Source organism: Mariniphaga sp., from assembly GCF_041687215.1.
In the GTDB taxonomy this organism is placed as follows: domain Bacteria; phylum Bacteroidota; class Bacteroidia; order Bacteroidales; family Prolixibacteraceae; genus Mariniphaga.
In genome coordinates this window covers 88018-110318 of record NZ_JAWLCI010000003.1, presented here as the reverse complement: position 1 = coordinate 110318, position 22301 = coordinate 88018, and the positions used below count along the sequence as shown (strand labels likewise).

19 protein-coding genes are annotated in these 22301 nt (G+C 42.5%); 6 read left to right on the top strand and 13 right to left on the bottom strand.

Annotated elements, in window-relative coordinates; all coding sequences use genetic code 11:
- Positions 1–40 precede the first annotated feature (40 nt).
- Positions 41–2494, top strand: coding sequence for a helix-turn-helix domain-containing protein (locus ACESMA_RS02540; RefSeq protein ID WP_372947188.1), 2454 nt, complete (start codon positions 41–43; stop codon positions 2492–2494).
- A gap of 128 nt (positions 2495–2622) precedes the next feature.
- Here ACESMA_RS02540 and ACESMA_RS02535 read toward each other — a convergent pair whose 3' ends face one another.
- From ACESMA_RS02535 to ACESMA_RS02525, 3 genes are all read right to left on the bottom strand, one after another.
- Complete coding sequence (locus ACESMA_RS02535) at positions 2623–3126, bottom strand: DUF4252 domain-containing protein (protein ID WP_372947187.1); 504 nt, start codon at positions 3124–3126, stop codon at positions 2623–2625.
- Positions 3127–3296: 170 nt separating this feature from the next.
- Positions 3297–6077 (bottom strand): alpha/beta hydrolase family protein, encoded by a 2781-nt coding sequence (locus ACESMA_RS02530; RefSeq protein ID WP_372947186.1) that lies wholly within the window; start codon positions 6075–6077, stop codon positions 3297–3299.
- A gap of 79 nt (positions 6078–6156) precedes the next feature.
- A complete protein-coding gene (locus ACESMA_RS02525) occupies positions 6157–6855 on the bottom strand; it encodes an RluA family pseudouridine synthase (protein WP_372947185.1) in 699 nt (232 codons plus the stop codon).
- 63 nt (positions 6856–6918) lie between these two features.
- On the opposite strand from ACESMA_RS02525, the gene ACESMA_RS02520 reads away from it, so the two are divergent.
- The 4 genes from ACESMA_RS02520 to ACESMA_RS02505 all read left to right on the top strand — a co-directional run bounded on the left by ACESMA_RS02520 (position 6919) and on the right by ACESMA_RS02505 (position 11159).
- On the top strand, positions 6919–8370 hold the full coding sequence (locus tag ACESMA_RS02520) for a transglutaminase-like domain-containing protein (RefSeq protein ID WP_372947184.1): 1452 nt from the start codon (positions 6919–6921) through the stop codon (positions 8368–8370).
- Positions 8367–9530: an NlpC/P60 family protein gene (locus ACESMA_RS02515; protein WP_372947183.1), complete on the top strand. Its 1164-nt coding sequence runs from the start codon at positions 8367–8369 to the stop codon at positions 9528–9530. The genes ACESMA_RS02520 and ACESMA_RS02515 overlap by 4 nt, the downstream gene beginning before the upstream one ends.
- A 62-nt stretch (positions 9531–9592) precedes the next feature.
- Entirely contained in the window at positions 9593–10720 is a 1128-nt protein-coding gene (locus ACESMA_RS02510) for a dipeptide epimerase (RefSeq protein WP_372947182.1), read from the top strand.
- A 49-nt stretch (positions 10721–10769) separates the two neighbouring features.
- Positions 10770–11159, top strand: coding sequence for a hypothetical protein (locus ACESMA_RS02505; protein WP_372947181.1), 390 nt, complete (start codon positions 10770–10772; stop codon positions 11157–11159).
- 180 nt (positions 11160–11339) lie between these two features.
- Here ACESMA_RS02505 and ACESMA_RS02500 read toward each other — a convergent pair whose 3' ends face one another.
- Positions 11340–11576, bottom strand: a complete 237-nt coding sequence (locus ACESMA_RS02500) for a hypothetical protein (protein WP_372947180.1) — start codon at positions 11574–11576, stop codon at positions 11340–11342.
- A 119-nt stretch (positions 11577–11695) separates the two neighbouring features.
- Here ACESMA_RS02500 and ACESMA_RS02495 point away from each other — a divergent pair, with 119 nt between their 5' ends.
- Positions 11696–12205 carry a methionine-R-sulfoxide reductase gene (locus ACESMA_RS02495; RefSeq protein WP_372947179.1) on the top strand — a complete coding sequence of 170 codons (510 nt, stop codon included), beginning with the start codon at positions 11696–11698 and terminating at the stop codon, positions 12203–12205.
- Positions 12206–12215: 10 nt separating this feature from the next.
- Here ACESMA_RS02495 and ACESMA_RS02490 read toward each other — a convergent pair whose 3' ends face one another.
- The 9 genes from ACESMA_RS02490 to ACESMA_RS02450 form a co-directional block, all read right to left on the bottom strand.
- Positions 12216–12722: a hypothetical protein gene (locus tag ACESMA_RS02490; protein WP_372947178.1), complete on the bottom strand. Its 507-nt coding sequence runs from the start codon at positions 12720–12722 to the stop codon at positions 12216–12218.
- A 27-nt stretch (positions 12723–12749) separates the two neighbouring features.
- Positions 12750–13301, bottom strand: a complete 552-nt coding sequence (locus ACESMA_RS02485) for a PepSY-associated TM helix domain-containing protein (RefSeq protein WP_372947177.1) — start codon at positions 13299–13301, stop codon at positions 12750–12752.
- A gap of 311 nt (positions 13302–13612) precedes the next feature.
- Positions 13613–14026, bottom strand: a complete 414-nt coding sequence (locus ACESMA_RS02480; protein WP_372947176.1) for a DUF134 domain-containing protein — start codon at positions 14024–14026, stop codon at positions 13613–13615.
- Between the two features lies 1 nt (position 14027).
- The gene (gene aroC, locus ACESMA_RS02475) at positions 14028–15137 is read right to left on the bottom strand and encodes a chorismate synthase (RefSeq protein WP_372947175.1); all 1110 of its coding nucleotides are present in this window, start codon (positions 15135–15137) and stop codon (positions 14028–14030) included.
- Between the two features lie 47 nt (positions 15138–15184).
- A complete protein-coding gene (locus tag ACESMA_RS02470; RefSeq protein ID WP_372947174.1) occupies positions 15185–15763 on the bottom strand; it encodes a peptidylprolyl isomerase in 579 nt (192 codons plus the stop codon).
- A 129-nt stretch (positions 15764–15892) separates the two neighbouring features.
- Positions 15893–16867, bottom strand: coding sequence for a DUF4465 domain-containing protein (locus ACESMA_RS02465; protein WP_372947173.1), 975 nt, complete (start codon positions 16865–16867; stop codon positions 15893–15895).
- A 24-nt stretch (positions 16868–16891) separates the two neighbouring features.
- Entirely contained in the window at positions 16892–17938 is a 1047-nt protein-coding gene (locus tag ACESMA_RS02460; RefSeq protein WP_372947172.1) for a DUF5074 domain-containing protein, read from the bottom strand.
- Positions 17935–19899: a TonB-dependent receptor plug domain-containing protein gene (locus ACESMA_RS02455; protein ID WP_372947171.1), complete on the bottom strand. Its 1965-nt coding sequence runs from the start codon at positions 19897–19899 to the stop codon at positions 17935–17937. The genes ACESMA_RS02460 and ACESMA_RS02455 overlap by 4 nt, the downstream gene beginning before the upstream one ends.
- The gene (locus ACESMA_RS02450; RefSeq protein ID WP_372947170.1) at positions 19896–22250 is read right to left on the bottom strand and encodes a T9SS type A sorting domain-containing protein; all 2355 of its coding nucleotides are present in this window, start codon (positions 22248–22250) and stop codon (positions 19896–19898) included. The genes ACESMA_RS02455 and ACESMA_RS02450 overlap by 4 nt, the downstream gene beginning before the upstream one ends.
- Between the last annotated feature and the right edge of the window lie 51 nt (positions 22251–22301).

The following is a 22301-nucleotide window of genomic DNA, read 5'->3' as shown; positions in this document are numbered from 1 at the left end:
TTATTTTAGCTGATTTGAATGACCATAGAACATTTAAGGCATGCACGACGAATCCAATCAGCAACTTAAGTTAGCATTTAATTTTATTCATTACACTAACCGCAATGTTTTTCTGACCGGGAAAGCCGGAACGGGAAAAACCACTTTTCTGAAAAACCTGAAAAAGATTTCACCCAAACGGATGGTGGTGGTTGCTCCAACCGGAGTAGCAGCTATTAACGCTGGCGGGGTAACCATTCACTCCTTTTTCCAGCTTCCGTTCGGACCGCAAATTCCGCAGAGTGCAGACAATACCATTTTTCCCGACAACAGACCCGGTGCCGACCGCATTAACCGGTTCAGCAAAAACAAAATCAACCTCATCCGCAGCCTCGATTTACTGGTTATTGACGAAATCAGCATGGTGCGCGCTGATGTGCTCGATGCCATCGACGCCACGCTGCGTCGGTTCAAAAACCGCTACCAGCCTTTTGGAGGCATACAGTTGCTTATGATTGGCGACCTCCAGCAACTGGCACCGGTAATAAAAGATGATGAATGGAATATTCTGAAAAAATACTACGATACCGGATTTTTCTTCAGCAGCCATGCCCTGAAAAAGTCTGATTGTGTGGGTATTGAACTAAAGCACATTTACCGCCAGAGCGAACAGGTATTTATCGATTTGCTGAACAAGGTGCGCGATAACAAAATGAACGCTGCAGATTTGCAATTGCTGAACAACCGGTTTAAACCCAATTTTTCGCCTGCCGAAGATGAAGGATACATTACCCTCACCACCCACAACTACCAGGCAAAACGAATAAATGAAGCACAACTGAAAAAACTGATTACGAAACTTCACCAGTTTCAGTGTACCGTGGAAGGTGATTTCCCGGAATACGCCTTTCCTGCCGATGAAGTGTTGGAAATTAAAACCGGCGCCCAGGTGATGTTCCTGAAAAATGATTCTTCCATTGAAAAAAGGTATTACAACGGGAAAATCGGCCAGGTGGTAAACATCATCGACGAGCAAATTGAGGTGCTTTGCCCCGGAGATACCGAACCCATAACCGTTGAACCCGATGTATGGGAAAATTCGCGTTACAGTTTGAATGAATTCAGCGGTGAAATAGAAGAAGTAGTGGTAGGAAAGTTCATCCAGTATCCGCTGAAGCTGGCCTGGGCCATCACCATTCACAAAAGCCAAGGACTTACTTTTGAAAAAGCCATCATCGATGCCCGGCAGTCGTTTGCCCACGGGCAGGTTTATGTGGCACTGAGCCGTTGCAAAAGCCTCGATGGACTGGTGCTGAGTACCCCGCTGAATTCACAGAGCGTTATCAACGACGAAACGGTTATTGGGTTTACCAACCAGGTGGAACAAAATCAGCCCGATGTAAAAGTGCTGGAAAAGCACCGTAAAACCTACGAACTTCAACTGTTGAACGAACTGTTCGATTTTAAACCGGTTGTGCGAACCATCTCTTACCTGTTGAAAATATGGAACGAGAATGCATCCTCGCTGATGGGCAACCTGCATACAGAACTCCAAAACTTACTGAAACCAGTTCAGGCAGAAATAATTGACGTGGCTGAAAAGTTTAGTCCGCAATTGGAAAAACTGGCCGGGAGATATGGTCATGCCGAAGAAAATGCCCCGTTGCAGGAACGGCTGAAAAAAGCGACAGAATACTTTTTAACCAAACTGAACGAACATTTGGAAGTACCGCTTGAACAAACAGGCTTTGAGACCGACAACCGGGCCATCCGGAAACGGTTGGCCGATATTCTGGGACAACTGGAAACTGAACTGGCCACAAAACGTGCCGGACTGGAATCTATTACCGGAGGATTTTCCATTCAACGGTACCTCGAAGTCCGCGCGCTGGCGTCCATTGAAAAACCTGCAGTTAAAGCCCGGAAACAGGCTGCATCGCTGAATGTGACCTACCCTGATTTTTACCGGAAACTGCTGGAATGGCGTGTCAACAAATCGATGGAAACCGGCATGGACGAGGCAAAAATTGTCCGGCAAAAGGTGATGCTGGAAATTGCGCAGAAACTCCCTGCCACTGCCGTTGAACTGAAAGCGGTAAAAGGAATGGGAGGTAAAAAGATGGAACAATTCGGGCAGGACATACTGGCGCTTGTTCTTGAATTCAGAAGGGAAAAAGGAATGGACATTCCGCTGAACGCCAAACAGGAAGTGGAGCTGGCCGGCCTCGACACCAAAGAAGTGAGCCTGACACTATTTAAACAGGGACTCAAACCGTCCAAAATTGCACAAAAACGCAACCTGGCCGTTTCAACCATTGAAGGTCATCTGGCGCATTTTGTAAACCGCGGGGAACTGGATATTTTCGAACTCATCGACCGCACAAAATACGATGCAATTGCTAAATGCCTTCGTGAAAAAACCGAAACCGAAACTACCAGCGACATCAAAAATAAACTGGGAAATGACTATTCCTATGGCGAAATCAGATTGGTAATGGCCGATTTGTATAAATAACACAGGTATTTTTTATTTGTCACCCATAAAAATACCGGATATTTTTAGTAGTACACCCACAAAAATATCCGATAATTTAATGGATGGTACCGTTTGACGAAGACTTTTTCAGACGAAAATAAAACCGACTAATTCTTAAAACTCAGGAATCCCCTTTGTGAGTTTTCATCCATGAAGTTTGAAATGAGTTCGGGTTTGAGCCTGCCTTTCACGTAAACCATGGCATTGTCGTCGCCACCAACCAGAATGAGTAATTCTTTAATGGATTTTTCGTCAGCTATTCCGAAAATAGTTACCTGGTCGTTCCCGTCTCTTACCACCATCAGTTCTTCCATTTCACTGTTTTCCTTAACGGCGTTGTAAAACTCCTTGTGCAAATTGCTGCGGGCATTCAAATTTTCATCTTCAATGGTTAGCACTTTCACCTTATCAATACTCTGTAGCAGCTCGCGTTCATTCTTTTCCAAATCGCCCCAGCGCGCTGCCAACCTTATTGCCCAACCGGGAACTGTAATAGTTGTAACTCCTTCTTTATAACGATATTTGGCAAACGCTTCAGAAACTCCGCTTTCGTATTCGCAGGCTGAAAAAAGGAAAACAAATAAAATGGAAAATAAGTAAATTCGTTTCATAGCTTATTGTTTTGTTTTTTGTTAGACGTACAGCACTGATAAAACGTTACTCCAAAATTCGGGAAAAGAAAATTCTTAATTCAACAAATTCGATGAACTGTCCATATTTTACGGCAAACAAAAGCCGGGCGACATACCCGGCTTGTTTCAAATATTATTTTTGATGAAATTTAGTATCCCAGGTTTTCCCCCTTCTCAATTGCCGGAACACCTTTCTCCATCCATTCTGGCATAGGCTCATCTTTCAGGTAATGATTGAAAAACTGAAACATCCGTTTGCTCAAATCTATGCGGTTGGCCCAGCTTGTAGCATTCAGGTTATGCGGTTCTCCATTGTAAGAAAGCATCCACACCGGTTTATTGAGGCGACGCAGCGCCACAAAATATTCAATGCCCTGATACCACGGAACGGCTCCGTCATCATCATTGTGCATCATCAATAGCGGTGTGTTCACTTTAGGCGCATAAAATAAGGGTGAGTTTTCGATGTAATGCAGCGGTTTTTCCCAAAGGGTACCACCTATACGACTTTGCTGTTGTTCGTACTGAAACATCCGGCTCATTCCTGATGCCCAGCGAATTCCCCCGAAGGCGCTGGTCATGTTGCTTACCGGAGCACCAGCCATGGCAGCAGCATACAAATCGGTCTGGGTAATCAGGTAAGCAATCTGGTAACCACCCCAACTTTGCCCCTGCAAGGCCATTCGCTTTTCATCGATATAAGGAAATGTATTCATCAGATATTGTGTGCCACTCACAATGGCATTGTAGGCACTTTGCCCCGGATAGCCTATTTTGTATGTGATGTCGGGTACAAAAACCACATAATCGTTGCTTGTATAAAACGGCTTGTTGATAGTGGAACGGCTTGGAGCCGGGTGCTGATGATTGTAAAGGTTTTCAGCATTCCTTTCGTAAAAATAAATTACCATCGGATATTTTTTTGCCGGATCGAGATTTTCCGGAAAATAGAGCAGTCCTTGTAACTTTTCGCCTGAAAAAGAAGTCCATTCCACCAGTTGTACTTTTGGCCAGATAAAATTTTCCTGCTGCGGATTGGCATCTGAAATCCGTTCGGTTTTCATAAAATTCAGATCGCTGCACCACAAATCGGGGAATTCACGCACGTTTTCCTTTGTCCAGATCAGTTTTTCTGCATTTTTGGCCTTTTTAACTCCGCCAAATTGATTTTTTTCCATAGCCAGCATTTCAGGATCGGCCACTACACCAAACCGGGTCCGAAAAAAACCGCCAGACATGGTGCGTTCATCAAAAGCACTGAGCAGGGCCGGTTCATTAGATGGAATGTGCTCCAACTCAGAGTCAAGCTTTATATAGCGAAGCCGGGTCTGATTCCGGCGGCCAAAAGCTTTGGTAATATTAACCGGAACCCGTTCGCCTGCCGGATCGAGTTTCCAGATATCGTAACGGTCGTAAATGTAAACAAACCGATCGTCTTCGCTCCAGCCAGCTAAACCATACGGACTTGGGTCCATCGGTGTGTCGTTCCGTTCGTCGTAAAAATTCACCGGTAATATTTTTGTTAGCGAAACTGCTTCCAATTGATTAATGTCGGTAGAACGTGCATAAAAACTACTGTCAGCCGGCTCGTACCAAACCACATATTTCCCTTGAGGAGAAATGCGGACAAACGATTTGCAGTCGGCAATTTCACGTTTGATGCCCGATTGTACATCCACAATGTAGTAATCGCGTTTCCGGTCGCCGGTCCAGCTTGACTCACGCAAGTAGAGCATCTCGTTGTACCCGAATGCCAAATCACTGTTTCCTTTCTGCAGAGTAGAAACGTCTCTCACCTGCGGATCGGCCAGTTGAATGAACCGGTTGAGATTGATATGATAAACCGCCAGGTAGGTCCGTTTTTTCTCCCGCTCTGCTTCAACTTTTTGCTGGGGCTGAAGTTTCAAATCCTGCCAGTTCCAGATATCCAGTTTTGGTTTTTCTTCGTCCAAAAGTGTATCTTTTGGCGCTGGTTTGGGAGCTTCAGCCGTGCCGAAAAATAGCTTGGTGGCGTCTTCCGAAAAATAAATATCGCTGTTTTCGCTGGGGGTCCAGCCAACAGGAATGCCACTGGTGTAGCCGTCCACTGTTTTTTCAGGCGTTTCATTTAAATCTCCCAAAAAAAGCGAATATACTTTTTCTTTGATGGTGTCCGAAGAAAACAGAAAAGCAAACTGATTTCCGGATTCGTTTGAAGTCAGCTTTTTCATCCAACCTTCTTCTGAAAAAATTTCCAATGATTCACCCGTTGTAGTATCGAATACATGGAGTGACGAAACAGTTCCGGTTGAATCTTTTACTTCCCGGTTGAAAAACACAGATTCTCCTTTTTTTGCATAAGTCCAGTCGGTAACATTTCGGAACATTAATGTATCGCTGGTTTCAACCTCAAAAAATACAAGTTCATCGCCTTCCTGTTTTTCCCTTTTCTTCTTCGAATTGTTTTCGGTGGTATCTTTCGGAACTGGCGCAGGTTCAACTGTAAATGCAATCCAACGGGCATTTTCTTCCGGAATTTTATAGGATTTCAGCTTTGGGTATTTATTGATTTCATTCCTGCTAAAAACCCAAATACCCAAACTGTCTTTGGGCATATCTTCCTTTTTCACCTTGTCCAGTTTTGCTTTTCTGATGCTGTCTTCAGGCTGTTTTATTGAAAATATGATAAAATCATTTTCCGGCCCGAATGCCGCTTTATTGCCACGGGGAATGGTGTCAAAATCTGACTTTCCGCTTTTCACAATCAGCATCCCGTCGCCCTTTTGCGGATTTTGTTCGAAAGCAACCCGGGTTCCGTCATTTGAGATAATCGGATTCGACAAGGTATTCCAGCTACCAAAATCGTCAATTGTTAATGATTTTTTAGCAGGATGTTGCGCCAAAACTCCTATTGAAACAAGACATAAAAACAGCAGAACAATTCTTCTCATTACAAATTTTTTTCTGATTTTTCGTTAAAATTCCAAAGATAACTGAATTTGATTTTTGGGCAACAGGAAAATAAGAACATCACATTTTCCGGCAGCTATCCATCACCTTCTCAAACTCCGGCGGAACAGGCGAAACAAATGCATTCCGGGTTTGTGTTTCGGGATGGGTGATTTCCAGCGACGAAGCATGGAGCAGCAACCGGTTTATCCCGGCTTTTTCGGTGATGATTTTATTCAGTGTAAAATCTCCATGGTGCGAGTCGCCTACAATATCGAACCGGTTTTTGGCAAAGTGCTGACGAATCTGATGCCACCGTCCGGTTTCGGGAGTTATTTCCACCAGGCTCAGCACAATGTTGGTTTTCTCCTTGTACGAAATATCCGTTTCAACCGAACGAATTGTTTTGTAGTGCGTTACAGCCGGCTTCTTAAATTTCGACTTCTTTTTTACCAGCACCTTTTCGCTAAATGTGCCTTCTCCCGGATTTCCTTGTACTACAGCCACATATTTTTTCGCCACCTCTTTCCGTTCAAACTGCATTGTAAGTTCCTTTGCCATTTCCGGAGAAAACACCAGCACCATTACACCGCTGGTTTTCGCATCGAGCCGGTGCACGTTGTAAATCCATTTGCCGGTAACTTCGCCCAGCAGTTTGGTCAGGTAAGGCGCATCGTGGGGCATAAAATCGTTTTTATGCACCGCCAGACCGAACGGTTTATTCACCACAATAATATGTTCATCCTGAAACAGAATGGGTATTTCAAAATTGTTTTCCACTGATAAAATTTTGGTTAATGTTCCAAGTGATTCCCTATCTTTGTTCCACTGCAAAATCGGAATATGGGCCAAAGATCACAAAATATTGTCATTCTGCTGCTTTCCGTAATCTTTTTTTACGGATGTAACCCAGCCATTCAGCCCGATAAAAAAGCTTTCGAACTATTTGAAGAAGGCAGATTCAGTGAAGCCCGTGAACAAATCAAACTTTTTTTTCAAAAGAATCCCGGAAAAAAACAGGCCGGATATTTTGAAATACTGCAGGCCAAAATGGACCGGATAGAAATCGATTTTTCGAAAACAGAACCGGAAGTCAGAAAAGAACTCCTTCCTTATTTTCCTGATTTAACAAAACAACAACTCGAAACATGGGAAAATTCAGGCAATCTGGAAATGCGAAAAATTGACGGGGAAAAAAGGTATTTCCGAAATGCCGTGCCCAACCTGTTCCGGGTTGATTCACTGGCCCGGAAGGCAAAAATCAGCAAAGACGGAGAATTTACCGACCCTCTGGATGTTTTTCGTTTGAAGAACACAGCCGGTTTAATTGAAAATTTTGAGAAAGGCATTTCACAGGATGAACTCGCTCACAAATTCCAAATCGACTTTTCCATTACCCTGAAACCCGATGTTGTACCAGCCGGCGAAACCGTAAAATGCTGGATGCCTTTTCCGCGCGAATCACTTCCACGGCAAAAAAATGTGAAGTTGCTTTCGGTTAATTCGGAAAACTATCACATTGCCGATAATTCCTTTTTGCAGCGAAGTCTGTATATTGAAAAAGAAACTCTGGCCGGCCAGCCTACTGTTTTCAGTTTTTCGGCTGAATTTAAAACCCAGCCGGAATGGATTCAGCTATCACCGGAAAAAATTGAACCTTACAATAATTCATCTGAATTAAACAAAACCTATACTGCCGAACTTCCGCCGCATATCGTTTTTTCTGAAGAAATTAAAAGTCTGGCCACAAAAATTACCAGCGGAATTTCCAATCCGGTTGAAAAAGTAAAAGCCATCTATTACTGGATAAACCATAACATACCCTGGGCATCGGCGCTGGAATATTCCACATTTGAAAATATTCCTGAATACGTTTTAAAATACCGGAAAGGCGACTGCGGAATGCAGACGTTGCTTTTCATGTCGCTGGCACGGGCAAGCGGCATTCCCTGCAAATGGCAAAGCGGCTGGATGTTGCACCCCGGCCAGATGAACCTGCACGACTGGTGTGAAGTGTATTACGAAGGTGTGGGCTGGGTGCCACTTGATCAGTCCTTCGGGCTGCAGGATTCAGAAGATTTGGAAGTTAAAGATTTTTATATTTCCGGGATTGATGGGTACCGGTTGATTGTAAATGACGATTTCAGCCGGGAATTCGACCCTCCCAAAAGGTATTTTCGCAGCGAACCTATCGACTTTCAGCGGGGCGAACTGGAATGGAACGGAGGAAATATTTATTTCGACCAGTGGAGCTATAAAATGAATGTGACCTATTTAAATGAACCGGAATTATGAACAGAATTGGAATCATACTTTTAATGCTTGCAACTGTTTCATGCGGAGTGAGTAACCGCAAAGAGGCAGAAGCGGTTATCGCAAGGTTTGAACAAAACCAGGTCCCGGACAAGCGCGAGACCGTTTTCGATGTGGAAGCCTCATTTCAAAAGGGGAAGGTTATTCTGCAAGGTGAAACCGATAATGAGAATCTGAAAAATGAACTGTTAAACCAATTCCAATCTTTTGAGGTAGTTGATGAAATTACAATTCTCCCCGACTCCACTGTTGGCGAAAAAACGTATGCGCTGGTAAATGTCTCAGCAGCCAACTTCAGGGCAACTCCACGGTACTCTTCGGAGCTGGTTACCCAGGCACTTCTGGGAACCCCGGCAAAAATCCTGAAAAAACAGGGCGGCTGGCATCTGGTTCAAACACCCGATCGCTATATTTCATGGGCGCCGTCGGGCGGAATTTTTCCGGTTACTAAAACCGAACTTCAAAACTTGAGGCAGGCCGATCGGATTATTTTCACCGGCTCATTTTCACAAATCTATGAGTCGGAAAAACAGGAAAAACCTATTGGCGATGTGACGATGGGTGGAATATTGGAACGATTAGAGCAGCAAGGAAATTACATTAAGGTAAGGTTTCCTGACGGACGGGAAGGTTTTACCACTCAGCAAAGCTGGGTTTCCTTTTCTGAATTCAGGGAAACAATGAGGCCTGATTCCTCTTCACTGGTAAACCTGGCCCAAAGCATGAAAGGCCGTCCCTACCTTTGGGGCGGGACTTCGGCCCTTGCTATGGATTGCAGCGGTTTTACCAAAATGGTTTATTTTATGCACGGAATCATTCTTGCCCGGGACGCATCGTTGCAGGTTCGGCACGGACAGTTTGTTAATCCGGACGAGTCGTTTGAAAACCTGCAGCCCGGCGACCTGCTTTTTTTCGGCCAAAAAGCAAACGAAGAACAACCTGAACGAATTACCCATGTGGCCATTTCACTGGGAAAAGCGGAATATATTCACGCAGCCGGGAAAGTGGCAGAAAACAGTTTTGATCCGCAAAGTAAAATATATTCGAAATATCGAAAAAACACGTTCATTAGCGCTCGGCGAGTTATCGGTTCGGAAGGAACAGAAGGGATACAGTGGGTGAGAGTGCATCCATGGTACTGAAGAAGTTTAAAGTTAAAAGTTTAAAGTTTCGGGTTAAATTAAAAGTTTTGAGTTTAAAGAAAATGAGTACAGACAGAAGAAATTTTATCAAAAATACGGCATTGTTTACAGCGGGTGGTATAGCACTTCCCCATTTAATTTATTCGAATATGAAAGGAAAATTTCCAGGGCAGGGTTTAAAGCTGACCTTTGAGCCCTACGATTTGCAATTAAAACATGTGTTTACGCTGGCCAACAGTTCGCGAACCACCACACCGGTGATGCTGACAAAAATTGAATTTGAAGGATTTACCGGTTATGGAGAGGCCAGTATGCCACCTTATTTGGGCGAATCGCAAAAAACGGCAGCCCGGTATTTAACGGCACTCAACCTGGGCCAGTTCACCGATCCGTTTCGTATGGACGAAATTCTGGAATACCTGGACGAAGCAGCTCCCGGAAATACTGCGGCCAAAGCCTCGGTTGACATTGCCCTGCACGATTTGGTGGGAAAAATAATGGACCAGCCGTGGTACAAAATCTGGGGATTTTCCCCGGAAAACACACCCAACACTTCGTTCACCATCGGAATCGACAAACCCGATGTGGTGAAACAAAAAGTGGAAGAAGCTGCGCCTTACAAAATTTTAAAAGTAAAACTGGGCGGGCCGAACGATAAGGAAATGGTTGAAACTATCCGCTCGGTGACAAACAAACCGCTTTGTGTGGATGTAAACCAGGGTTGGGACAACAAAGAAGAGGCGCTGGAAATGGTGCACTGGCTGAAAGAAAAGGGTGTTGAGTTTGTGGAGCAACCGCTCCCCAAAAACCGGAAAGATGACCACGCCTGGCTGACAGAACATTCGCCGCTTCCAATCATCGGCGACGAGGCTATTCAGCGGCTTTGCGACGTGCAGGGGTCATCGGGAGTTTATTCAGGTATCAACATCAAGTTGATGAAATGCACTGGCATGCGCGAAGCCCACAAAATGATTAACCTGGCCCACGCAAACCACCTGCGGGTGATGATTGGCTGCATGACTGAAACCTCGTGTGCCATTTCAGCAGCTGCCCAGCTTGCCCCACAAGCCGAATGGGCCGACCTGGACGGCAACCTGCTCATTTCCAACGACCCGTATGAAGGGGTAAAAATTGTGGATGGAAAAATCACACTTTTTGATAAGCCGGGGATTGGGATAAGGAAGGTTTGATTTTTTATCAAATAAAAATATTTTATTAATTCATAATCAATTTATTAAGATGAATCCAAAAGCAATTCGTATTTACCTGATTATTATGGGGATTATAGGTTTAATCATGTTTGCAGGTCTTTTCCTTCGAAGCCATAAAAGTTCCCAAAAATGGATTGGCATGGAAATATATGGTCAGATGAATGATTTTGTACTAATTGACAAAAATGTATTTATTCTACTGGATACTGTCTGGTATTCTTTTAGTTATGATCGTCTTTTTGAAAATTTTATTATAAATGAGTGCAGGTTAAGTAAAGAAAAAGGTTATGATTATTATTATATTCTTTGCCCGGATTCAGAAATACAGGTTTGGAGTGGAAGCGGTGGAATTGTAACAGATAAAATTTGGCTGAGAAGAATAGAAATTGCGTTAAAGAAAAAGAAGAAAAATCAATAAGGAACAAAGTTTTAATATTTATTCGGTTTATGATTTTAGAACATGCTTTGACCAATTGTCAATTTTTAGCCCGGGAATTCTTTTAAAATGATTTTCGTTATTCGTCACCAGGGTCATTTCATTTTCAATTGCTACTCCGGCAATTATTAAAAGAAAAGAATATCTGTATCAATAAGTGCTCTATTCATCAATTCTGGGTCTGTTTTTTTGACGATTCCTTATCAGCTTTTCTGTAAAATCATCAAAGACAGATTCATCAATATCTTTCCATGCTCCGGCAAAAGATAACGTTTTGTTATTCCGCCCAACGTCATGCTCAAGCTTTGAGATGTATTCGTCCAGTTCTTTCAGTTTATCTTTTGGAATCCGGTTTATACGTCTTAATATCTGATTGCGCCTTTGAATATCTGTAATCATATTTTATTTCTTCTTTTTTACAAATATAAAGTGCCCAATCGGATAAAACAAAATAAGTGAGTTTGTATTGTCGTAGTAAAATTGAACCAATAAACCGCACCGGTTGTTTTAATTCTGAAATGAAAACAATGATTACCATATTATTTTTTGCAGTCACCTTTTCTGCCTGCGGACAGGTTCAGGAGAGGGTGAAGATTAAGGCGGAGGCTGAGGCGAAGGCTGAGGCAAAGGACAAGGTTGAGATAAAGGAGGATGAAAAAATGAATGAATACAAGCAGTTAACTGATTTTGAAGAATATGTAATTATCCACAAAGGGACCGAACGTCCGTTTACCGGTGAATACAATAACCACAAGGAAAAAGGTACATACGCATGCAAACGTTGCGGGGCTCCATTGTATGAATCATCAGATAAATTTGAATCGAACTGCGGCTGGCCAAGTTTCGATGATGAAATTGAAGGCGCAGTGACAAAAACGTTAGATGCCGACGGACGCCGGACTGAAATTACCTGCAACAACTGTGGCGGACACCTGGGCCATGTATTTTACGGCGAACGCTACACGCAAAAAAACACACGTCATTGTGTAAATTCTGTTTCGCTTGACTTTGTACCGGCAGAGAAATAAAGAATTTGCTTTAAATTTCTTCCTTCTCAACAGTCAGACCTTCCATAAAATAAACTACCTCCGCTTTTTCTTCAGCCTGAACAATAATACGGTGAGCTTCTTCTGCTTCCTCATCATGTTCGTGGTCAGCATCCTCAGTGCCATGTTCCCGCGCAGGATTGTGCGCATCGGCTTCAGTTTTTACCTCTTTGAAAATTCCGGTAATGGTCAGGTCGCTGCCCATCTGCTCCTGGTTAAAAGCGCCAATTTTTTCACCGGCTTCCACCCGAATATTAAAATCTTCGTTACTTCCCATTAAAAAACAGCGGCCACCACCTTGCTTACAAACGTGCATAACAGTACCTTTTACAGTAACTTCTTTACCAACCAAATCAGAAGCATTGGCATACAGTTCATCAACAGAGTAAACTAAAGCAGATTTTTCAGCTTCTCCTGATGTGTTTTCATTTTGGCTCTTTTGATTTCCACAGCTAAAAAAGAAGGCTGCAACTAAAGTGATTAACGCAATTCGTTTCATATCTCAGCTATTTTTGGTTTTTCAATTTCAAATATACATGATTGCAAAAAATAAAGGTACAATTATTCCGGCAATTGTCCACCACCATCCCCATCGGCCAAAACCACGTTTTCCTTTCAGAAGGAACAACCCTGAAACAGCTACAAATAAAAGAATCACAGCCATTCCATCACTTACCCACTTCCATAATGTTCCTATTGAAGCTTTATGTAACAGATTCATTTCAAAAATAATGGGTCTTCGCTGAAGGTAGTTCATGGTGGCTTCACCAGTTCCTGTATTGATAACCACTTCACCATTCTCGATAAAAATTTTTATATTCCCCTGGTTGGTAATATAATGCTTCTTGAAAACCAAATCATGGTCAAGTTCTTCAAGAATATTTCTTAGCATTTTTTCATCAACATCGGTATCTGGCCCAATTTCAGTCTGAAAATCAACAAAATAAATCTTATAATCGGGATTAAAATCATGACGATGGTTTAGAAAAATGCCAGACAGGGCGTAAACAATTGTCATTCCAACAATAAAATAACCTAAATCACGGTGCAATATTCTTAAAAGCCTGCGTATCTTCATTTTACCAAGAAGCAAAAGTTAATTGTATAAATTTCAGTTTTAAAAAAATTGTAAGGCGCAAATATAAAATTTAACCGTAAACTAAACTATGCTAAAAAAATATAATAAAAGAGAATCAGGCAATTTGGGGAAAGAAAAGAAAATGCCCATTGCTAAATGATACAAATTTCATAACTTGTATAACGAAGTGCAATGGGCTCTGGTTTTATCACAACTTAGATGGATGCCACCGGGTATTGGCCCGGTGGCTTTTTATATGAAAGGAACTTTTAATGGCCCCGATTCATTTTCATTTCATGATTAAATAATTTCTACTTCGAGTAAAACTCGTTCAGCGTAATCACATCATCGGAACTGCATACGGGACAAGTGGGATTTTTCTCTTTGTAATCGTTAAAACTGGCCTGGCAGGAGTTGCATTTAAACCAGTTTTCTTCGAAATAGATATCACCACCCTTAAAAATAATGTCACGACCTTCAACAAACGCTGTGGCCACTTTATTTCTGGCCTCCTCATAAATGCGGGTAAGCGTGGGCCTGGAAACGTCCATGTGCACAGCCGCCTGCTCCTGGGTAAGATTTTGATAATCGAGTAACCGGATGGCCTCGTATTCTTCAAGGCGAAGAATGACTTCATTTGATTTACGGCCACGAACGCCATAAACCGACATACCTTTAATTACGGGGGGCACCTGAATTCTTCTGTTTCTTTTTCTTCTGGGCATATTAAATCGAATTAAGTTTACTCAATAAAAAATGATCGGCCAAAACCAAAGCGGCCATGGCTTCCACAATGGGCACAGCGCGCGGTAATACACACGGGTCGTGCCTTCCTTTAGGATTTATAGTAGTTTCGTTGTTGTTTTTATCTATTGTTTGCTGTTCTTTCAACAAGGTTGCAATGGGTTTAAAAGCCACGTTGAAGTAAATGTCTTCTCCGTTGGAAATACCTCCCTGAATACCACCCGAATGGTTGGTTTTTGTTCTTATACCTTTTTCTGTTTGAATAAATACATCGTTATGTTGCGAGCCGCTGAGTTTTGTGCCCTCAAAACCGGAGCCGTATTCAAATCCCTTAACAGCATTAATTCCAAGCATGGCAAATCCGAGATCGGCATGAAGTTTATTAAAAACCGGTTCGCCCAAACCTGCAGGCACTCCCTGAATAACACATGTAATAACACCACCCACTGTGTCGCGATCTTGGGCAGCGGCTTCAATGCGGGCAATCATTTTTTCGGCAGTTTCTAAATCCGGGCAGCGAACCAGATTATCTTCAGATTTTGAAAGATCAAGCTCTGTGTAAGGTTTTTGCAGTTTGATTTCGCCTACCTGTGAAACAAATGCCTGAATGGAAACTCCCGGTTTTGCCAGCAATTGTTTTGCAATGGCCCCGGCAACAACCCTGGCAATAGTTTCACGGGCGGAAGATCGTCCACCACCCCGATGATCACGGGTTCCGTATTTTTTTATGTAGGTATAATCAGCATGTGAAGGTCTGAATACATCTTTTAAATCGTTGTAATCGTTCGAGTGCTGATCTTTATTCCAGATGGCAAATGCTATGGGTGTTCCCTGAGTTTTCCCTTCGAAAACACCGGAAAGAAATTTAACCTGGTCGGGCTCTTTACGCTGAGTAGTAATTTTAGACTGACCGGGTCTTCGACGTGCCAAATCATTCTGAATTAGCTCTATATTAAGTTCCAATCCGGCAGGACAACCGTCAATTATTCCACCGATTCCCCTTCCGTGAGATTCGCCGAAAGATGTCAGCCTAAATATTTTTCCAAATGTATTCATAGTGAAAAAAACCCCGTTTTCTTTGATTTTCAACAAGAAAACGGGGTTAAATTAATTATTTTGAACTAATAATCAAAATCTCATCAGCTGCCGCATCCACATCCATGATTATGGTCGTGATGATGGTCTCCACATCCGTCATCTCCGCATCCACCACTGCCACAACCGCAACCACCACCCGAAAGTATCTGGGCTAGTTCTTCGTCTGACGCTTCACGAACTTCAAGCACTTTACCTGCAAAAAACAAGTCTTCACCAGCCAGCGGATGGTTAAAATCCATCTTAATGTTTTCGTGGTTTATCTCGAGAACCAGACCATTCAGTCGCTGACCGTTGCTGCTCATCATGGGAACCGTATTTCCAACAGAAATAAGTTCATCGTCAAATTTACCATCAACCAGAAAAACATTTTTGGGTAAATCAACAATGGCATCATTGTTTACATCGCCATAAGCGTCGTTTTTTGACAACCTGATTTTAAAAGGTGCCCCCTGCTTTAATCCGGCTAAATGCGATTCGAACTTGGGCAACATGGTACCTGCGCCATAAAGAAATTGTAAAGGCTTGTCATCTGTAGCCTGTTCAATAACTTCTCCCTGTTCATCGTCAATGCGTAAATCGTAGGTTAAGGTAACCATTGCATGTTTTGATATTTCCAACATATTCCTTTGTTTTTTTAATAAACTGCAAATTAACTGTTTTTATGGGACAGAACAAAATACCATTTTGTCTTTTTATGCAAATTTAAATAAAATTTCAAACAAATTGATTGTGAATTTTCTATCACCATTTCAGTTTTTTATAATTTTTCGGACAATTAATTCTTCGGCAGTTTCAACTTTTAAAAAGTAAACTCCTGAGGAAAGGCTATTTAATGAAGAAATTTTGATTTTATTTTGTCCTTTCATTTCCTGCCTGAACAAAATTTTTCCTGTACCATCGCTCAGATAGATTTTTTTTGCAAATTCAGAAATTTCAACAAAAAAATCATCTTTAACCGGATTTGGATAAACTATCAGTTCAACATTTTTCTTTGTTTTTCTTTCAAATGATGAAGTAACTTTTGCCGTAGTGAAGTTATCAATGCAAAAATAGGTAGGTGTGTTAATACCCCAGTCACCCAAATCTGACGATTCCATACCAAAATGCAGTTCTTTTACAGCTCCAAGACTGGTCAGATTCATCCATTCCCAGGTATTTACCAAATAATCTTCCTTTGCATCTTCGAACCGGTAATCAGCAAGATAAAACTCTAAAGTATCGGTAACGTTACCCATAGAATCGGTTCCCCAAACCAGCAGTCTCAGATAATCGGGGTCGGTTCCGTCAACACCTCCAAACTTTTTGGCAAATCCATTAATATCTCCGTCGCGCATAGTCAGATAGGCCCATGTTGAATTTGTAATTTCGAATCCTGTAATTTCAAGTGCATAGTCAAATTCCATTTTCAACTCACCCGGCCAGTAAACTACAGCAAAATTTTCAGACAAAGCAGATCCTCCTCCGGTTATTGCACTATACTGGTTTTCATAATCGGCGGTTACGGTATCTGTCATATTTGAAACCGAAAATCCGCTCCAACTACCGAAATCGGTATTGTAATTGTTTGGGAACCAAAATTCGCCGCTGTAAAATCCGCCGGAACCATCGGAACCATTGTAGAACGAACCGGTTTGTAACTCAACATCATCAAAAGTTGCAAGTTGCTGGGCATTAACAGAAAACAAGGCCGCCCAAAGACCCGAAATCAGATAAAATTTTTTCATTGTATTTCTTTTATTGTAAAACATTTATTCATTCGCGAACAAAAAATCTGAAGGATTTATTCCAACTTTAAACGAATCTTTTAACACACCGCTTTGCGAAAAACGGTAAACCACAGCATCCTGGGTGTAGTCAATGGCATCGGCAATATAAATCTCGTTATTTTCAGGATTCACAGCCAGGTGGTAAAACAGTTTTTCTTTTTCCGGAATAAACATCGAATCGGGCAAATGGCGGCTGTTTATGGCCATTTTGAAAAGGCCTTTGTTCAGGTAATAAAGCGTATCGCCTGCTGCATTCATTTCCAAACCCGATGAAAACACACCTTCGCTGAACCGATAAATCTGCTCCATGGTTCGGGTTTCCGGATCGAGGCGAACAAGAGCCGACGGTTGCGAATCAACATCAGAATTTTCATAACTGCCGCCACACAGCGCCCAGATTTTCCCGTTTTTGTCCACCCGCAGGTCTTTAGGTTGAGCCGGAACTTTCATTTTGTCAACCATTTCATCTGTTTCGACATCAATCACCATAATGTGTTCCCCGTTTTCCCAATGCGAAACATATACATATTTTCCGATCTGAACCATCTGTTCCGAAGTGTGCCCCTCCAAATCAATTGTACCGCTAATTTCCAACGTTTCCGGGTTGAAAATGTTAATATGACTGGCATACAAATCGGAGATGTATGCTTTTTCTTCTGAAACAAAATGAATATACCGTGGTGAAGTCAAACCTGAAACTATCCCTTTGAATTCAACCGTTCGGGAGTCAGCCACCACAATTTTTCCTGAATTATTCACCACAATAAACAACGATTTTCCATGCTTTGCCAGCGATTGAACTACATCGCCAAGCGGTGCACTATTTCGTGCCTGAAACAAATGATTTGTGACTTCCTTTTTTTCGGGATGATAGAAAGAAAGCGAACCGTTTCCGTACATAAAATTTCCCTCGCAGGCAATGAAAATACCGTTTTCGGTATCGAGGTCGAAAAAAACGGTTTCCACCGGTTCGTTGGTACACGACCCCAAGAGCGCCAGAACAAATGTTATTTTCAAAAAATGCTTCATGGTTTTCTGTATTTTAATGCCACCGACAACGTATAAAACCGCCCCGGCATGGGCCGCCACAAAATGCTTTGGTAATTCTGGTCAAACAGGTTGTCAACCGTAAATTTCATATTGAGCGAAACGTCATTCAAATCCACCTTTTTGTCAACCGCAATTTTGCTCAGGAAATAGGGATTGAGTACCTGCTCAAAAGGCGACTCCTGGTTGCTCGATTTGGTGAACCGCTTCCCCACCCCGCTGAAATCGTACTTCAGTGTAAATTTTTGCCAGGTGGCGCTAAAATAAAACCCTCCTTTGTGTTTCGGAATATAAACCAGTTGTTTGCCGCGCGATTCGTCCACCGAACCAACCGCGTCCAGATTTGAGGTTGCAGTGAATGCGTAATTTCCGCCTGAACGAAATCTGAATTTTCTCCAGTCGAGCGCAGCGTTGAACTGGTATTCAGCTCCGCGCGACAAAACATCCTTTACATTGCCGGCTTCCCAGAAATAAGCGCCGCTGGCCGCAGGTTGCCACACAATCCAGTTTTCAATTTTCGATAAAAAACCGGTCAGTTCATTTCTGAAAACCATCTGCCCGAAAACAAAATCGCCAGCCAGCGAAAGGTCGACGGTGTATCCGTCTTCAGGTTGCAGATTAGGGTTTCCGCCCGGAATCCAGTACAAATCATTCAGCGAAGGTTTGTGGTAATTCCGGGATACATTGGACCGTAATATAATCGGTAAAGTTCGCAGCACTTGCCATTCCAAACCGGCAGAGGGAATCAGGGGTACAACCTGTTTGTCGTAATTTTCCGAACGCATTAAAATAAAAGCAGCAAACCGGTTGGAAGGCTTAAAATGCAGGTTCAGCAACAGGCTGGTTTCCCAACGGTCTTTTTTATAACCATTTTTCTTCTGATTATCCATTGCCTCCACCTGATGGTAATTGGCATCGAAACTTACAGTAGCCCAGGTTTTCTCATCAAATTTTTTAAAAATGCGCAGGTGGTTCAAAAGGCTGGTTTCGGCGCTGCGCGAGTCTTCATTCACAAACTGAAAAGCCGGAGTTGCCCTATAATAGTTGAGTCGGGTAGTATTCAAGCCGGTAAAAAACTGGTAGTTTAATCCGTCGGAATATTTTTTCCAGTCGTATTGTGCCCTGAACTGCTCATCTTTTTGGTACTCCTCGCGCGGACTTCCCTGGTATGACATCAGTTGCGGCAGGTTCCGGTCGCTTTGCTGAAACCACAACCGCAGACTGGAGACCTGATCGTTCATGTGCCGCAGGTAAAATTCCTGAAGGATACCCGCTTTCCAGTACTCCGCATTTTTCAGCGTGTCTGTCCTTTTGGGAATCACACCCGAATTGTAAAACGTGAAATCGTTCTTCGAACCATCGTAAAACATTCGGGTTGACGATTGAAACTGTCGGCCTCCAAGCTGTATTTTTAAAAATCCTTTTCTCGAATGAAAAGAGCCGGTTTCTGCCAAACCTTCCAGTTTAAAAGCAGAACTCCAGTCAGGTGAATTTTCCAGATGGATGCTGCCGCCCAGGGCGCCACTTCCTTTGGTCATGGAGCTTCCGCCGTGCAGCAGGTAAACTTCGTCGGTAAAAAACACCGGCAGCAGCGACAAATCAGCCATTCCGCGCATGGGCGAATTCAGGTTCATTCCGTTCCACAACACCTGCGTGTGGGTAGCTGCCGCTCCTCGAAAACTGGCCGTAGCCGAAGAACCCCGGCCATACGATTTGATAAACACCGGCGAATAATCCGAAAGCAGTTCCGAAATATCGGTGGTGAGAAAGGAAACCAGTTGCAGCGAATCGGGCCGGGTGATTTTCAGGCCCGCTTCTTCCACTTTTCGTTTGGCCAGCACCTGAATTTCTCTAATCCGAATAGTATCTGTAAAACTCTGCGCTTCTGAAAAACCAGCCATCAGCACAAAAAACAAAACCGATAAAAGTTTTAACCGCCTCATTTTTTGATGATTTTGTGCGTTTCAGTTTTTTTGCCCTGAATAATTGCCAGGTAATAAATTCCCGGTGGCAACCACGTAAGGTTGAGCCGCTGAAAATTCGGGTTAATCTCTTTTTCAAAAACAATTTGTCCGCCTGATGTGATAAATCTTAATGTAATTTCAGAAATTCCTTTATTCTGAATTCTTTCAATAACCAAATCATTTTTAACAGGATTAGGATAAAAGTGAAAATTATTTTTAAACACCAAATCGGTTTCTGTGGTTATTTTTTTTGAAATCAAAATTGCTTCTGTACCGGAAGAAATAACCAGTGGAGGTTCTGATTCGAGAATAAAAATTACTTTCCCGGTATTGTCAGTGTAGAAAACATTTCCGGCAAAAACTTCAGCATTGGCCACCGGAATAAAATCAAACTCCAAAACCACACCTTCGGAAAATGTACACTCCGATTGGCTCAACTGAATTTCAATTTCTTCGTATGCCTTTGCTGAATCAGAACTGGCAACCAACACTGAATAAATCCAGGGTTCTGTTAAATCCGATACATGGTACAAAGCCACCGTGTCGCCATTGGATATCTCTTTTTTATCGAAATCATTTAAAAAATGTTCATTATTTATCCGGGCAGTCCATGCACGGGCAAAAGCTTCCGGTTCAGTTTTGCCTCCCCAGCCATTATAAAACAATCCATCATTTTCTACCGAATACAAATAGAGTTTCCCTCCCACTGCGTCGTCGTCCCTGAAAACAAAAGGAACATTTGCCTTTTGCAATCCTGCGGTCAGCGCATGAAAAAGGGTCGGTTTTTCCAAAACGGAGTAATCGTTTTGCCGGTTTTCAACAATGTTATTTAAATCTGATGCTCCAACTTCAATCCACTGAAAAGGCAGCAAATTTTCATCTTCGGTTTTCAGTGTAAAATAAATACGGATTTTATCATCTAGAGAAAGCACTTTAACAGTAACCTGACTTTCAACCTCAAAACCTTCCACCAGGGAAGTCAGTATTGTTTCACCAGCCTGACGGGACACGAAAAAAGTTTGCCCTCCCATTTCAATCACCTCTCCAACAGCCGGATTCGAAGATGAATATTGCACCGGAATTTCCAGTTTGTCCTGTTCGTTATCAAAAACCTGAGCAGTCAATTCCAGGGTATCGCCGGGATAAACCGATGAAAAATCAGTCAAAACCTGAATGGATTCCGGCTTTACTACTTTTAGTGTAACTGTTTCTGATTCATTTTTTACAGAAACAGAAATTTCACTTTCACCTAAACTCTTAGCGGTAACCAGACCTGCAGCATTTACTTCCAAACCTTCTGTATTTTGAGAGGAAAATGTTACAGAAACTTCCGTTCTTCTCCCTTTTTCAAAATAAGCAGCTTCAAGTTGTACTGAGTCTCGAACCAAAACTTTTGAAGGATGTGAATAAACCAGAAGGAGGTTTTCTTTCCCTGAAATTTCGGGATTTGGTTTTACTGCTTCCACCCAGGCCACATCGGTGGAAATTTCGCCTAACCAGCCGGCGCTGGCCAAACTGCTTGAAACAATTTTGACAAAATGGATGGAATCCAGATTCACGTAGTTTTCCAAACTGTCAACAGCCCATGAAATATCGATGGGATCGCCGCCCGCGCCTTCAATTTCATTTGTAAAAGGATTATCGGGTATAAACAAATCAACTCCCTGTTTTTGCGGATGACTGTCGGCATATCCAAACTTCGGCGGTTTTACTTTTATTACCTGACTGTTGGAGAAATCTATTTCCGGGTCAAGCAAAGTTCCCCGAAAAGTTACAGAGTCGCGTGGATATTGCGGAAAGTATTGTTCTGTTGGATAATACTCCTGAAGATTAAAGCTGTTGGCTAAAATCTTACCAATTTCTCCTCTGTTGTCTTTCCATAGTAAGTCGCGGGTTTCGGTTTTTATATAAGTAATTTTATAGTTCCGAACCGTTTTTGAATGGAAATGATGGCTGCCTGCAATCTCGTACCAGGTATCGTCCGGCAGGCCATTTTGGTTTTCGTCCTTCATCACCCAAACCACCCCGGGCTCCGATGAACCGGAAAAAGCATTCCCGAAAATGGTAAAATCAACGCCGTAAGGATTATCCGGATGATTGTCGCAGGTTTTTTCAAATTCCAAAATAATGAAACCGCCAAAACTGCCCAGCGAAACCAGGCTGCTGAAATTTTCTGTCATTTTTTGGGCAGCTTCAGGTGTACCAATATTTTCGATATTGATGTGCTGGCCCGGCGCAGGCCGGTATTCCCTAAGTTTTAAAGCTGTATTTTGCGCAAGGCAAGCCAACCCTAAAAGTACAAATACTGATAAAATCGTAATTTTTTTCATTCCCCTTTGTTTATTTGAACATGGGGAAATAAAAAGTCAGGTAATGAAACC